At 59.1% G+C, this 13,056-nt stretch carries 13 protein-coding genes; 10 read left to right on the top strand and 3 right to left on the bottom strand.

Annotation, left to right across the window (positions count from 1 at the left end):
* Positions 1-6 precede the first annotated feature (6 nt).
* Both G364_RS0112555 and G364_RS0112550 read left to right on the top strand, forming a co-directional pair.
* Positions 7-519, top strand: a complete 513-nt coding sequence (locus G364_RS0112555) for a DUF2062 domain-containing protein (RefSeq protein ID WP_026344890.1) — start codon at positions 7-9, stop codon at positions 517-519.
* On the top strand, positions 519-1,028 hold the full coding sequence (locus G364_RS0112550; RefSeq protein WP_019935499.1) for a DUF2062 domain-containing protein: 510 nt from the start codon (positions 519-521) through the stop codon (positions 1,026-1,028). Before G364_RS0112555 ends, G364_RS0112550 begins: the two co-directional genes overlap by 1 nt.
* Before the next feature lie 48 nt (positions 1,029-1,076).
* Here G364_RS0112550 and lolE read toward each other — a convergent pair whose 3' ends face one another.
* From lolE to G364_RS0112535, 3 genes are read right to left on the bottom strand one after another with little or no spacing between them, the layout of a single operon-like run.
* Complete coding sequence (gene lolE, locus G364_RS0112545) at positions 1,077-2,318, bottom strand: lipoprotein-releasing ABC transporter permease subunit LolE (RefSeq protein WP_019935498.1); 1,242 nt, start codon at positions 2,316-2,318, stop codon at positions 1,077-1,079.
* The gene (lolD, locus tag G364_RS0112540) at positions 2,318-2,998 is read right to left on the bottom strand and encodes a lipoprotein-releasing ABC transporter ATP-binding protein LolD (RefSeq protein ID WP_019935497.1); all 681 of its coding nucleotides are present in this window, start codon (positions 2,996-2,998) and stop codon (positions 2,318-2,320) included. The genes lolE and lolD overlap by 1 nt, the downstream gene beginning before the upstream one ends.
* Positions 2,991-4,202, bottom strand: coding sequence for a lipoprotein-releasing ABC transporter permease subunit (locus G364_RS0112535; RefSeq protein WP_026344889.1), 1,212 nt, complete (start codon positions 4,200-4,202; stop codon positions 2,991-2,993). Before G364_RS0112535 ends, lolD begins: the two co-directional genes overlap by 8 nt.
* Positions 4,203-4,295: 93 nt before the next feature.
* Between G364_RS0112535 and G364_RS0112530 the strand changes: the two genes are divergently transcribed.
* The 8 genes from G364_RS0112530 to G364_RS0112495 all read left to right on the top strand — a co-directional run bounded on the left by G364_RS0112530 (position 4,296) and on the right by G364_RS0112495 (position 13,041).
* Positions 4,296-4,868: a PilZ domain-containing protein gene (locus G364_RS0112530; protein WP_019935495.1), complete on the top strand. Its 573-nt coding sequence runs from the start codon at positions 4,296-4,298 to the stop codon at positions 4,866-4,868.
* Positions 4,865-8,302: a transcription-repair coupling factor gene (mfd, locus tag G364_RS0112525; RefSeq protein WP_019935494.1), complete on the top strand. Its 3,438-nt coding sequence runs from the start codon at positions 4,865-4,867 to the stop codon at positions 8,300-8,302. Before G364_RS0112530 ends, mfd begins: the two co-directional genes overlap by 4 nt.
* Positions 8,303-8,380: 78 nt before the next feature.
* The gene (locus G364_RS0112520) at positions 8,381-9,829 is read left to right on the top strand and encodes an FAD-dependent oxidoreductase (protein WP_019935493.1); all 1,449 of its coding nucleotides are present in this window, start codon (positions 8,381-8,383) and stop codon (positions 9,827-9,829) included.
* A 178-nt stretch (positions 9,830-10,007) separates the two neighbouring features.
* On the top strand, positions 10,008-11,252 hold the full coding sequence (locus G364_RS0112515; RefSeq protein ID WP_019935492.1) for a DUF3422 family protein: 1,245 nt from the start codon (positions 10,008-10,010) through the stop codon (positions 11,250-11,252).
* A gap of 285 nt (positions 11,253-11,537) precedes the next feature.
* Positions 11,538-11,837 carry a DUF6868 family protein gene (locus tag G364_RS17560; protein WP_425411222.1) on the top strand — a complete coding sequence of 100 codons (300 nt, stop codon included), beginning with the start codon at positions 11,538-11,540 and terminating at the stop codon, positions 11,835-11,837.
* Positions 11,838-11,856: 19 nt separating this feature from the next.
* Positions 11,857-12,210, top strand: coding sequence for a potassium channel family protein (locus tag G364_RS0112505; protein WP_019935490.1), 354 nt, complete (start codon positions 11,857-11,859; stop codon positions 12,208-12,210).
* Positions 12,211-12,241: 31 nt separating this feature from the next.
* On the top strand, positions 12,242-12,421 hold the full coding sequence (locus G364_RS16565) for a hypothetical protein (RefSeq protein ID WP_019935489.1): 180 nt from the start codon (positions 12,242-12,244) through the stop codon (positions 12,419-12,421).
* Between the two features lie 71 nt (positions 12,422-12,492).
* Complete coding sequence (locus G364_RS0112495; RefSeq protein ID WP_019935488.1) at positions 12,493-13,041, top strand: NADPH-dependent FMN reductase; 549 nt, start codon at positions 12,493-12,495, stop codon at positions 13,039-13,041.
* The last annotated feature ends 15 nt before the right edge of the window (positions 13,042-13,056 follow it).

The raw sequence follows: 13,056 nt of genomic DNA, 5'->3' as shown, positions 1-13,056 counted from the left end.
GAGCAAATGCCAAGAAAGATCCTGAAACGTCTGATGCCCGAGCAAGGTACCATCAGAAACAACAAATACCTGAGCCTGTTTGGCAACCGGTTGCACGACACCAACCTGTGGCACCTGAACCGTCATTCCGCTGCCGGTGCCTTTGCAGTGGGGTTATTTTGTGCCTGGCTGCCCATTCCCTTTCAGATGGTGGTCGCCGCCGGCGGTGCCATGCTGTTTCGGGTTAATCTGCCGCTGTCGGCGGTACTGGTATGGCTGACCAACCCGTTAACCATGGCCCCCATGTTTTATTTTGCCTATCGCCTGGGCTCTTTCCTGCTGAACCGGCCCCACCATTACGAGCACTTTGAAGTGAGTCTGAGCTGGCTGGCCGGTGCCATGAGCACCGCAGGCCCGCCTTTTTTACTGGGCAGCCTGGTGCTGGCGCTGGTGAGTTCGGCCATTGGGTATATGTTTATTCACGGCTTGTGGCGCTGGTCAGTGTCACGCCAGTGGAAACGACGACGGCGGGAGCGCTGATGCTGCGCCAGTGGGTTCGCAACAGAATGCCCAGCCAGGAGGCACTGCGTCAGCACAAAGTGTTACGGCTTTTTGGTGATCGCCTTCTGGATCCGGACTACTGGTTTTGTAACCGGCATTCTGCCGCCGTGGCGGTAGCGGCCGGGCTCTTTGCCGCCTGGCTGCCCTTGCCCATGCATACCCTGGTAGCCATTGCTCTGGCAGTGCTGATGCGCGGCTACCTGCCTCTGGCCATTGCCATGGTGTGGGTAAACAATCCGCTTACCATAGCTCCCATGTTTTATCTTGCCTATGAGCTGGGTTTAACATTGCTGAACCAGCCCGAGGTGCAGTTCAGCGCCGGCTTCTCACTGGAGCACGAAGCGCTGGCAGTGGCCGCTCCCCTGTTTGCCGGCAGCCTGCTGCTGGCCCTTGCCTCGGCGGCGCTGGGCTGGCTGCTCACCCGCCTGGGCTGGCGCTGGAAAGTGCAGCTGGCGCTGCTGCGCCGGCGCGCACGACGCGAGCCGTAGCTGGAAGCTGGCATGTTTTACTTCCAGCTTCAAGCTTCCAGCTATGTTTTACCCTTCTCCCAACAGCTGCCTTGGCAGCAGCCGTCCCGCCCGCCAGGCAGGATAGAGAGTGGCGATAAAGATCAGCACCAGTGCCGAGCCGGTGACCAGCCACAAATCTGCCCAGTGAAACTCGGTAGGAATAAAGTCAATAAAATACACATCCGGGTTCAGCACGCTGTGGCCGGTCAGCCGCTCGACACCGGCCACCAGCTCCGACAGCCGGCTGGCCAGAAAGGCTCCCAGCAGGCCGCCGGCCAGCACGCCGGTCACGCCATTGAGCATGCCCTGCACCACAAAGGCACCCCGAATCTGCCAGGGCCCGGCACCCATGGTTTTGAGAATGGCAATGTCGCCTTTTTTCTCGTTTACCGCCATCACCAGGGTAGACACAATATTAAAGCTGGCCACTGCCATCACCAGCAGCAGCACCACTATCATCAGGGTGCGCACCAGCTGAATATCCCGGTAGATATTGCCCTGGCTGTTCATCCAGCTGGTTACATAAAAGCCCGCGGGCAGCCCCATGGCCGCATCAAAGCTGATGCGATCGGCAGCCAGCACCTCATTCACCTTAAGATGAAAGCCCATCACGCTGTCGTCCATGCCTTTCAGCTCCTGAGCGTCCTGAATATGGGTATAGCCCAGCACTGTGTCGAGCTGACCGCCGAGGCGCAGCACCCCTACCAGGGTAAAGGCATGGCGGCGGGGTGAACCAAAGCCCTGCTCATCGGGAGATGGCAGTAATAAAGAGACCTTGTCGCCGGTTTCAAGCTTGAGCTTATCGGCAATGGCCTGGCCCAGAATAATGCCCCGCTCACCGGGCTTAAGCGCGTCCAGGTTACCGCCGTCCAGATAGGGCCCCAGCGCCGAGATGCGCATTTCCCGCTCTGGGTCCACCCCCTGCAACTGCACCGCCTTCAGCATGCTGCCCTTGCTGAGCAGCCCTTCCAGCGGCACAAAGGGAGCCACCGCCTCTATGCCCTTCGCCCGCTCCAGACTGGCCTGCATGGGCTGCCAGTTGGCCACAGGGCCGTCGGCAGTATAAAGCTGGCCATGGGGCAGCACAGACAGAATGCGGTTTTCCAGCTCACGCTGAAAGCCGTTCATGGCCGACAGCCCCAAGATCAGCGCACTCACGCCAATGGCAATGCCCAGAATGGAGGCCACCGAAATAAAGGAAATAAAACGGTTGCGCCGTTTGGCCCGGCTGAAACGCCAGCCCAGATAAACCGGTAATGGCCGAAACATTACTGTTCCTCCAGATGGCCGTCCACCAGCCGGGCCTGACGGTTGAGCCGCCCCGCCAGCGCCAGATCGTGAGTGACCACCACCAGACCGGTGCCCAGCTCGCTTTGCAGCTCTGCCAGCAGCGCAAACACATCCGCTGCGCTGTGCGCGTCCAGGTTACCGGTGGGCTCGTCGGCCAGCACCAGCCGCGGCTTGTTCACCAGCGCCCGGGCAATGGCCACCCGCTGGCGCTCACCACCGGAAAGCTGAGCCGGGCGGTGATCCAGCCGGTGCGCCAGCCCCACTCGGCCCAGCAGGATTTCAGCCCGCGCTTTGGCTTCGGCCACCGGCCGGCCGGCAATCAGCAGTGGCATGGCGGCGTTTTCCAGGGCGCTGAACTCCCCCAGCAGATGATGAAACTGATACACAAAGCCCATTTTCTGGTTACGAAAACGGGCCTGAGCCCGGTTGGGCAGCCGGTGCAGATCTTCCCCTTCCACCAGCACCCGGCCCGACGTGGGCGTGTCGAGGCTGCCCAGCAAATGCAGCAGGGTACTTTTGCCCGAGCCGGAGCTGCCCACCACCGCCAAACTCTCGCCGGCGTTCAGGCCCAGGCTCACGCCATGCAAAATGCTCACCGAGCGCTCGCCGTCGCGGTGGGTTTTGGTCAGGTTTTCAACCGTCAACAACGAATTACTCATAGCGCAGGGCCTCGGCAGGTTGCACCCGGGACGCCCGCCAGGCCGGATACAGGCTGGCCAGCACACACAGGGCAAGGGTGGAAAACAAAATGGTCACAAGCTGAGCCGGCAGCAGCAGCACCGGCAGCTGACTGCCGCCGGCAGAGGAATAAAAGTTAATGCCCAGGGCGTTAAGCACCGCATCCAGATTAAGGGTGAGCAGCAGCCCCAGCGCAAAGCCCAGCAAACTGCCCAGCACACCGCTGAAGCCGCCCTGAATCATAAATACCGCCATCACGCGGTTACGGCTCAGCCCCAGGGTCTGCAGCATGGCAATTTCGGCTTCCTTGTCGGTCACCACCATCACCATGGCAGAGAGAATATTAAAGGCCGCCACCAGAATAATCAGCGCCAGCATCAGGCTCATCAGCCGTTTTTCCATGGCCACCGCCTGAAACAGCTCGCCCCGGCTGTGCTGCCAGGTTTCGTACTTAAGGCCGGAATCCAGTGCCGGCAGCTCACTCACCTCAAACGGATCCGCCAGCCACAGCCGCAGGCCGGATACCTGTCCCGGGCGGTAACGCAGCAGCCGGCCGGCGTCTTCCAGCCGGGTCAGGGCCAGCTGACGGTCCACATCCTGGCCGGTGGCAAAGGTACCCACCAGAGTAAACAGCCGCTGGCTGGGCACCCGGCCCAGCGGCGTAAAACGACTGCCTTCGGTCACGGTAAGACGCACCTTGTCACCCGGAGTGACGCCCAGCTCGCGGGCCAGACCGGCACCCAGCACCACGCCATAGGGCAGGTCGCGAAAATAACCCAGGGTTTGTTCATCCAGCTGGCTCAGCAGCCGGTCTGAAGCATTATCTGGATCCACGCCGTACAGCTCGGCACCGGTCAGTGCCGCCGGCCCCTGCACCATGGCCTCGGCGCTGATAAAGGGGCTGCTTGCCAGCACACCGGGCACGCCGGCAAAGCGCCCGGCCTGTGCCTCGGGGTCGCTCAGCCGGCGGGCGTCGTTGGTGACCAGCGCATGGGGAATGACCCCCAGCAGGTTGGTTTTGAGCTGCTGCTCAAAGCCGTTCATCACCGACGACACCAGCATCAGTGCCGCCACCCCCAGCAAAATGCCAATGGTGGAAAAACCGGAAACAAAGGAGGCAAAGCTGCGCCGGCCACGGGCACCGGCATAGCGCAGGCCCAGCATCAGCGTCAGGGGTTGAAACATGGCATAATCTTCCGTTTTTTCAAAGGGTTTTACGTCACCCGCAAGTTGCGGAATAATAAAGGCTTGTGACAGGCGCAACAAGAGCAGCGAAGCATGACAGATCCTTATTTCAGTGTGGAGTATCGTGCCCGGGTGAATCTTATTCCTCTGGAGCAAGGCGAAACCGTGCCCGATGTGGAACAACTGGAGGCCGACATTCCCGGTCCTTTCCGGCTGATCAGCGAAGTCACCCGCATTGACACCCATCAGGCCCGGCTGCTGCGTAACCTGGACGATCACGCCAGTGATCTGGTGGAGGTGATTAATCAGCAGTCCCGCAAAATCGACCTGGTGCTGAGTCATGTATTAGCAGAGCAGGACGACCCGGACTGCCGCAGCTACACCCTGACCCTGGGCGGCGGCGGTTTTGACTTTACCCCGCGACACCCCATGACCGACGGCCAGGCGGTGCGCATTAAACTGTTTTTGCCGGAATATTCGGTGGCGGTCTTTGCCTATGGTGAAGTGCATAACGGCCCCGATGCCAACCGCTGCCACTGCCGCTTTACCTGTATTCGCGAGCAGGACAGAGACGCCCTTATTCGCGCCAGCCTGCAGCTACAGGCCAAACAACTTAAAGCCCGCGCCGAGCAGCGCGCCCAACAGAATGACAAACCTGCCTCATGATTAATATTTCCAGCCCCACGCCCAAACCCAGAGCCAGCCTGGGCGGTTTGATTGGCAGCAGCCTGGCTCTGGCCATTGCTCATCAGGTGAAACAGCACCACCAGCGTATGTTGCTGGTGGTGCCCGACACCCCCACCGCCCTGCGGCTGGAGCAGGAAGTGCGCCATCTGCTGAATGATGCCACCTTGCCGGTGCAGCTGCTGCCCGACTGGGAAACCCTGCCCTATGATCAGTTTTCACCCCATCAGGACATTATCTCCCAGCGGCTGGAAACCCTCTATGGTCTGCCGGCATTAAGCCGGGGTCTGCTGATAGTGCCGGTGACCACTCTGATGCTGCGCACGCCGCCCCGGGACTGGCTGGAGCGAAACAGCCTGCTGCTTAAAGTGGGCGACCGGCAGGATATGCACCATTTGCGCCAGCGGCTGGAGCAAGCCGGCTACCGTGCCGTGGAGCAGGTGCTGGAGCATGGTGAGTTTGCCGCCCGGGGAGCGCTGCTGGATCTGTTCCCCATGGGGGCGGCAGAGCCGGTGCGCATCGACTTTTTTGATGATGAAATTGATACCCTGCGCCCCTTTGATCCCGACAGTCAGCGCTCCCGCGACAAGATAAACGAAGTGCGGCTGCTGCCGGCCCGGGAGTTTCCTACCGACAGCGGGGCCATAGAGCGATTTCGCGGCCAGTACAGAGAGCGCTTTGCCCTGCGCAATGAGCCGGAGTCGCTTTATCACCGTGTCAGCCAGGGTCAGCTGCCGCCGGGCATTGAGTATTATTTTCCGCTGTTTTTTGAGCAGACCAATACACTGTTTGATGCCCTGCCCGAGTCCATGCAGGTGCTGGCAGTGGGTGATATAGAGCCCACCGCACAGACTTTCTGGCGCGATGTAAACGAGCGTTACGAAGACCGCCGTCACGACATGCTGCGCCCCTTGCTGGCACCCGACGAGTTGTATTTAAAACCCGATGCCCTGATGCAGCAACTGAATCACTGGCCGCGGCTGCAACTGAGTCAGGATCCGGTACCGGAAAAAGGCGATCGGGTAAATGCGCCTGTGTCTGCCCTGCCCCTGCTTGAGGTAGAGCACCAGAAAACCGAGCCCCTGGCGCGACTGCTGAATTTCTGTCAGTCCTTTGCCGGGCGCATTCTGTTTTCGGTGGAAAGCGCCGGCCGGCGCGAGGCGCTGACCGAGCTGCTGGCAGGCTCTCCCCTTAAGCTCACACCGGTGGAGAGCCTGAACGACTTTGCCGCCGGCAGCGATAAACTGGGCCTGCTGGTGGGCCCGCTGGCACAGGGCTTTGTGCTGAACGACAGCTTTGCGCTGGTGTGCGAAGGGGACCTGCTTGGTGGCCGGGTGATCCAGCGCCGCCGGCGGGAAAAGTCCGCCAGCCTCAGCCCCGACACCCTTATTCGTAACCTGGCTGAGTTGTCCATCGGTCAGCCGGTAGTGCATCTGGATCACGGCGTGGGCCGCTACCTGGGCCTGCAAAGCCTGGACGCCGGCGGCATGAAGTCGGAATATCTGACCCTGGAATACGCCGGCGGTGACAAGCTCTATGTGCCGGTGACCGCCCTGCATCTGGTAGGCCGCTACAGCGGTGCCGACGAGCCCACCCTGAACCGCCTTGGCAACGACGCCTGGGCCAAGGCCAAGCGCAAGGCCGCCGAAAAAGTGCGGGACGTGGCCGCCGAGCTGCTGGATGTGTATGCCCGCCGGGCCGCCCAGCCGGGCCAGGCCATTGCCCACGACAAGAACGCCTACCGCCAGTTCTGTGATGCCTTTCCCTTTGAGGAAACCGACGATCAGCTCAAGGCCATCAGTGCCGTGCTCACCGACATGACCCAACCCAAGGCCATGGACCGGCTGGTGTGCGGCGACGTGGGCTTTGGCAAAACCGAAGTGGCCATGCGCGCCGCCTTTGTGGCGGTGCACGGCGGCAAGCAGGTGGCGGTATTGGTGCCCACCACCCTGCTGGCGCAGCAGCATTACGACAACTTTCGTGACCGCTTTGCCAACTGGCCGGTCAAGGTGGAGCTGATTAGTCGCTTCAAGACCGGCAAGGAGCAGGACAAGGCCCTGGAAGGGCTGGCAGACGGCAGCATTGATATTGTGATTGGCACTCACAAGCTGCTCAGCCAGGATGTGCGTTTTAAAGATCTGGGCCTGCTGATTGTGGACGAAGAGCACCGCTTTGGTGTGCGCCAGAAAGACAAGATCAAGGCGCTGCGTGCCGACGTGGACATTCTCACTCTTACTGCCACCCCCATTCCGCGCACCCTGAACATGGCCATGGGCGGTATGCGCGATCTCTCCATTATTGCCACGCCGCCAGCCAAGCGGCTGGCGGTAAAGACCTTTGTGCGCGAGTCGGATCCGACCGTGGTGCGTGAGGCCATTTTGCGGGAGCTGAAACGCGGCGGTCAGGTCTATTATCTGCACAACGAGGTGCAGACCATAGAAAACAGCCTGGATGCCCTGCGCACCCTGGTGCCCGAGGCCCGCATTGGCATTGCCCACGGTCAGATGCGCGAGCGCGAGCTGGAAAAGGTGATGTCGGACTTCTATCACCAGCGCTTTAACGTGCTGCTGTGCTCCACCATCATCGAAACCGGCATCGATGTGCCCAGTGCCAACACCATTATCATGGACCGCGCCGACAAGCTGGGCCTGGCCCAGCTGCACCAGTTGCGGGGCCGGGTAGGCCGTTCCCATCATCAGGCCTATGCCTATTTGCTCACGCCCCATCCCAAACGCATGACCACAGACGCCAAAAAGCGGCTTGAGGCCATTGCTGCACTGGAAGATCTGGGTGCCGGCTTTGCCCTGGCCACCCATGATCTCGAAATTCGCGGTGCCGGCGAGCTGCTGGGCGACGAGCAGAGCGGCCAGATCACTGCCATTGGCTTCAGCCTGTATATGGAAATGCTGGAGCAGGCAGTAAAAGCCCTGCAGTCCGGCAAGGAGCCGGCGCTGGACAAGCTGCTGGCCAGCCAGACCGAGATTGAGCTGCGTCTGCCCGCCCTGCTGCCGGACGATTATATTCCCGATGTGAACATGCGCCTGTCCATGTACAAGCGCATTGCCGCTGCCGAGAACGATGCTGCTCTGCGCGAGTTGCAGGTGGAGCTGATTGACCGCTTTGGCCTGCTGCCGGAGCCGGGCAAAAACCTGATTGCGCTGTCTGCACTCAAAACAAAGGCAAGCGAGCTTGGCATCGAGAAGATTGATGCCGGTCCGCAAGGAGGGACCATTAATTTTGGTGAAGACGCCAAAGTCGACCCCGGCTATCTGGTGGGCCTGTTGCAAAGTCAGCCCCGCATCTACAAAATGGAGGGCCCCACCAGGCTGCGCTTTGCCATTCCCAGCAATGACGCCAAAGCCCGGCTGGCGCTGGTGGACGACATGCTTAATGAATTTGCCGCGCATCGGATCTGATGCGCACTCCCACGGACGGGACGTACAACAACAGCGCCGGCTGCACCGGCGCTATATTCTGATCCTGACCGAGACCAAATGAACACAGAATCCTGCGCCGCTTATGCCCAGCGCCCGCTTCGGGTGGGCATTCTGGGTGGCGGCATTGCCGGTGCCACAGTGGCACTGCGCCTCACCGATATGGGCATTCACACCCTGCTGCTGGAAAGCAGCACCGGCCTGGTAAACGGGCCGCCGTTCTGCCATTTGCATGCAGGGGGCAACCTGTACCGGGAGATCAGCGATCAGCAGTGTCTGACCCTGCTGCGCCAGTCCATCGACTCGGTGCGGGCCTATCCTCACAGCATTAACCGCCGCCCCACCGTGATTGCGGTGCCGGTGACCGATGCCGGCAACCCGAACGCCCTGCTGCCCCGGCTGCGCCAGGTGGCGCGGGAATATCAGCGGCTGGTCACTGAAAACCCGGCTAACAAGATGCTGGGCGAGCCCGGTGATTATTACCGCTGCTATGAGCGCGAAGAATTCGAAGCGCTGGCAAAGCGGCCTCTGCCGGTCCGTGCCGAGTGCCATGACGACTGGATGATCCCGCTGGCGCACCAGCTGAATGCCGACACCCTCAAGTTTCCGCTTATTCTGGTGCAGGAATACGGCTGGAGCCTGTTTCGCATGGCCGCCACTGCCACTCTTGCGTTAACCCGTTCCCCTCTGTGTGATCTGCGCCTGAATACCCGTGCCACTCGGCTTGAGCAGCGTGAATGCAGCTGGCTGGTGCAAAGCGTGGGGCCAAAGGGCGAATGCATGGATGAAGTGGACTTTCTGGTAAACGCCTGCGGCTTTCGTACCGGTCTGGTGGATGATATGGCCGGCTATCGTCGTGAGCGGCTGGTGGAATACAAGGCCGCCTATCTGGCCCGCTGGCCTGTGTCTGCCCACTGGCCCGAGGTGATTTTTCACGGCGAGCGCGGCACGCCTCAGGGCATGGCCCAGTTAACCCCCTACCCCAATGGCCTGTTTCAGCTGCACGGCATGACCGACGCCATTACTCTGTTCAAGAACGGTCTGGTGGCTAACCCCGCGCACAGCGCCCAGCCGCGCCTGCCGGAGGCCTATCGCCAGCAACTGAATGAAGGCTGGAACGCCGATGAAGCCCGAACACGCACCCAGCGTGCCATTGAGCATATGGCGCGACTGCTGCCCGACTTTGCCCGCGCCACCCCCGCCGGCAAACCGCTGTTTGGTGCTCAGCAAATTCCGGGCAGCGATCCCAGACTGCGCGCCGCCGATGTGTCCTTTGAAGGGCACCACTACGCCCGGGTAGAAATTGTAAAGGCAAGCTCGGCACTCACCGCCGCCGACCGCATCGTCAGCAAGCTCACCGAACTGTGCTGGCTGAACCACACAGGCCCGCTGAACCCGGAAATTACACTGGTCAGCCGGCAAACTGCCGCCGAAGTAGAGGCCACTGCCATACAACTCGCCGAAGCCCGGGGCTACCCCAGAGAGCTGGCTGAAAACTTTAGGGAGTAGGGAATGGGCCAACCCCCTCCCGGCCTCCCCCTTAAAAAGGGGGAGGAGCGTATAAGTGGCTCCCTCCCCTTTTTAAGGGGAGGGCTGGGGTGGGGTTAATGCCCAAAAAACCAGAGCCCTGTCACAAAATTCTGTTAAATTACGCTCCACAAGACTGACAGCACATAAAGGAGTATTAATGCGCAGTCACCCTTTGCGGGAGCAGATTATTGCCGAGGTACACGCCCGGCCCTTTCAGATGTTGCAGGCGCCGCTGGCGATGCGCCACCTGGCGGTGATGTATGACGACACGCCGCTGGAAGCACTGAGAGACAGCATTCATCAGCTCACCCAACAGCTCAAGCTGACTGAAACCATCAGTAAATCCCGCTTCTGGCAGGGAGAAAACGAACAGCTGGCGCTGCGCTTTGAAGCCCACCATGAGTTTTATACCCTGACGCTCACCGCGCTTAACAGCCTGAAACTGCCCCAGCTGCCCGCAGACTGGCTGGAAACCGCCCCCGGGCATTTTTTATGTGGTGCTGACATCCTGTTCCGGGATCACGAGACCAATGCGGACGAAAACGCCTGGCTGGAGCAGCACTTTGGCGAAAATCAGGTCAACAGCTCCATGGTCATGTCGAAGGTGGGCCAGATCTGGACCGACTTCTACCCACGGGAAGATACCGGCATGGTCAGAGTGCTGGTGGAAGACCGCGGCCTGCAATTGCGCCAGGCCGGTCGCCTGCTGCAGCGCATTTGCGAAATTGAAACCTACCGCCACGTTGCGCTGCTGGCACTGCCGCTGGCCAACAAGGTAGTGCCCGATATTAACCAGCTGGAAACCGAGCTGGTGGAGCTGTCGACCCGGGTGTCTTCAGAAGAGCCTTCCGTGCTGCTGCCTCAATTAATGGATCTGGCCGAGCGGCTGGAAACCCTGTCGGCCCAGACCTCCAACCGCTTCTCGGCGGCGGAGGCCTACTTTACCCTGGTGAACAAGCGCATTGCCGAGCTACGGGAAACCCGCATAGAAGGCCGCCAGACCGTGGAGCAGTTTATGGATCGGCGGCTGGACCCCGCCACCCGCACCTGCCGCGCTGCCGGCCAGCGCATCGAGCAGCTTTCCCGCCGGCTGGCCCGCACCACCCAACTGGTGCGTTCTCAGGTGGATCTGTCGGTAGAGCAGCAAAACCGCGACATGCTCAGCAGCCTCACCAAACGCGCCGGCGAACAACTGCGGCTGCAGGCCAAACTGGAAAGCTTCTCCATTATCGTGGTCACCTACTATGCCTTTGATCTGATTGATCGCACCCTGCGTAACCTGGTAGAAAACGAAGAGCACCGCCATCTGATGGAAGCCGGTTTAAGCATATCCGTGCCCTTTATCGCCCTGCTGCTCTGGCTCTATATTCGCCGCCTGCTGCGCGGTGTGGGCGAAGACTGATTACCACGCCGTAACCTGAAGCACAGCAAGGTGTCTGACAATCCGTGCAAAATCGTCGGGCACCGTAACCACTCCAGCGACACGCCGTGAATCCCTCCCTGGAGGCTCCGGCCAGACTTCACATACAACCCCAACCGCCCACAAAACCACCACCCAAGCGTTTTGCACCGCACTTTTTCCTTTTTGCGATTGCCCTTCTTTCTCCCAACGGCCAGAATGGACACGTTTGAACACTGTGGGTGCAGGATATGGCGACCTGAAACGTCCGGGCGGTAGCGTGGGTGAATGCTATTATGTATACACCGTTGCTTAAGCAGACAGGCAAGGTTGAGGGCCGGGTTTATGTCAATTGAACAGCTAGTATCATTTTTGGCTTGGTGCTCTGTCATTAATATCGGTTTCCTGACGGCTACATCACTGCTGCTCATCTTGTTCAGAACGCAGATCTCCCATATTCACAGCAGGATAATGGGAGTGTCAGAATCAGGCCTGCCTCGCCTGTACTTTCAGTATTTAGCGCTCTATAAAATCGCAATTTTAACATTTAATCTTGCACCATATATCGCGTTAAAAATGATTAATTGAAACCAGCTCAAGGTTAACATTGGAACTTTCCATCAGCTTTATCAAGATGCTTTCATTGGGCCTTTACTTCCTTGGGCCGGTTATTCTTTTATTATTTCTTATTATCATATTACTTGCGCTGATCACCAGCCGGCTGGAAGGCTGGCGAAAATCGGAAGCGTTATACTGGGCTTTTATTACTGCGTTAACCGTGGGTTATGGTGACGTGCGGCCACAACATGGCACCTCTCGCTTTATTTCGATAGTTATTGCCATATTGGGAATCATGCTTGCCGGCATTGTAGTGGCAGTGACCGTAGAAGCTGCTTCAAATTCATTCAAACTGCATATTAATCCTGATACGCTCAAACGGGTCACTCAGGAACTTGGCTAACGTCATATCGTTTTTATAAAAGGAGAAAAGAATGGAAAACAACAAGCAGGAAATTATTGTTACAGACATTAAAATGCCCTTTATGTCAATGGTGGTATTTATGGTTAAATTTGCCATTGCTTCCATTCCTGCATTTATTATTCTTTCCATCATATTTGCCATTCTGGGTGCTGTGTTTGGTGGCATCTTTCATGGCATGAATCGCTATTGATTCGTTACCCTGTTACTGTCTACGCTTATCACTGTGCATTCGATTTACTCATAAAATAGCAGGAGAAAACCATGAAACTATTAGGCATAAGCGGCAGTCTGCGGGCCGGTTCACTGAACACACAACTGTTGAAGGTAGCGGCCGGGGTAGCAGCAAACGAAGGTGTTGAGCTCACGCTGTTCGATATTTCTGAGGTGCCGCTCTATAACGGTGATCTGGACGGTGACGTCAAGCCCGCAGCAGTGCAGGCGCTGCTGGATGCCATTGCACAGGCCGACGGCCTGGTGCTGGCCACACCGGAATATAACTACAGCATTTCCGGTGTGCTGAAAAACACCCTTGACTGGGCCTCGCGGCCGGCCTTCAATTCCGTGCTGACCCACAAGCCCTGCGCCGTGCTCAGCGCCTCCATGAGTGCCCTTGGCGGAGCAAGAGCACAGATGCACCTGCGCAGTGTGCTGGCCGCCACTCTGTCGCCGGTATATCTGGAACCCGACTACCTGCTGGCAGCGGCTCATACCGCTTTCAACGACGACGGCGAACTGAAAAGCGCCGATCATCAACAGCGGCTTGAGCAGTTTATGCGCGGCTACCTGAGCTGGCTTAAAAAACAGAGCTGATGACATACAGGCCGG

It is taken from the genome of Oceanimonas smirnovii ATCC BAA-899, from assembly GCF_000381965.1.
GTDB classification, from domain to species: Bacteria; Pseudomonadota; Gammaproteobacteria; order Enterobacterales; family Aeromonadaceae; genus Oceanimonas; species Oceanimonas smirnovii.
The sequence above is the reverse complement of the archived record's forward strand: the minus strand, read 5'-3'. Positions and strand labels throughout refer to the sequence as shown.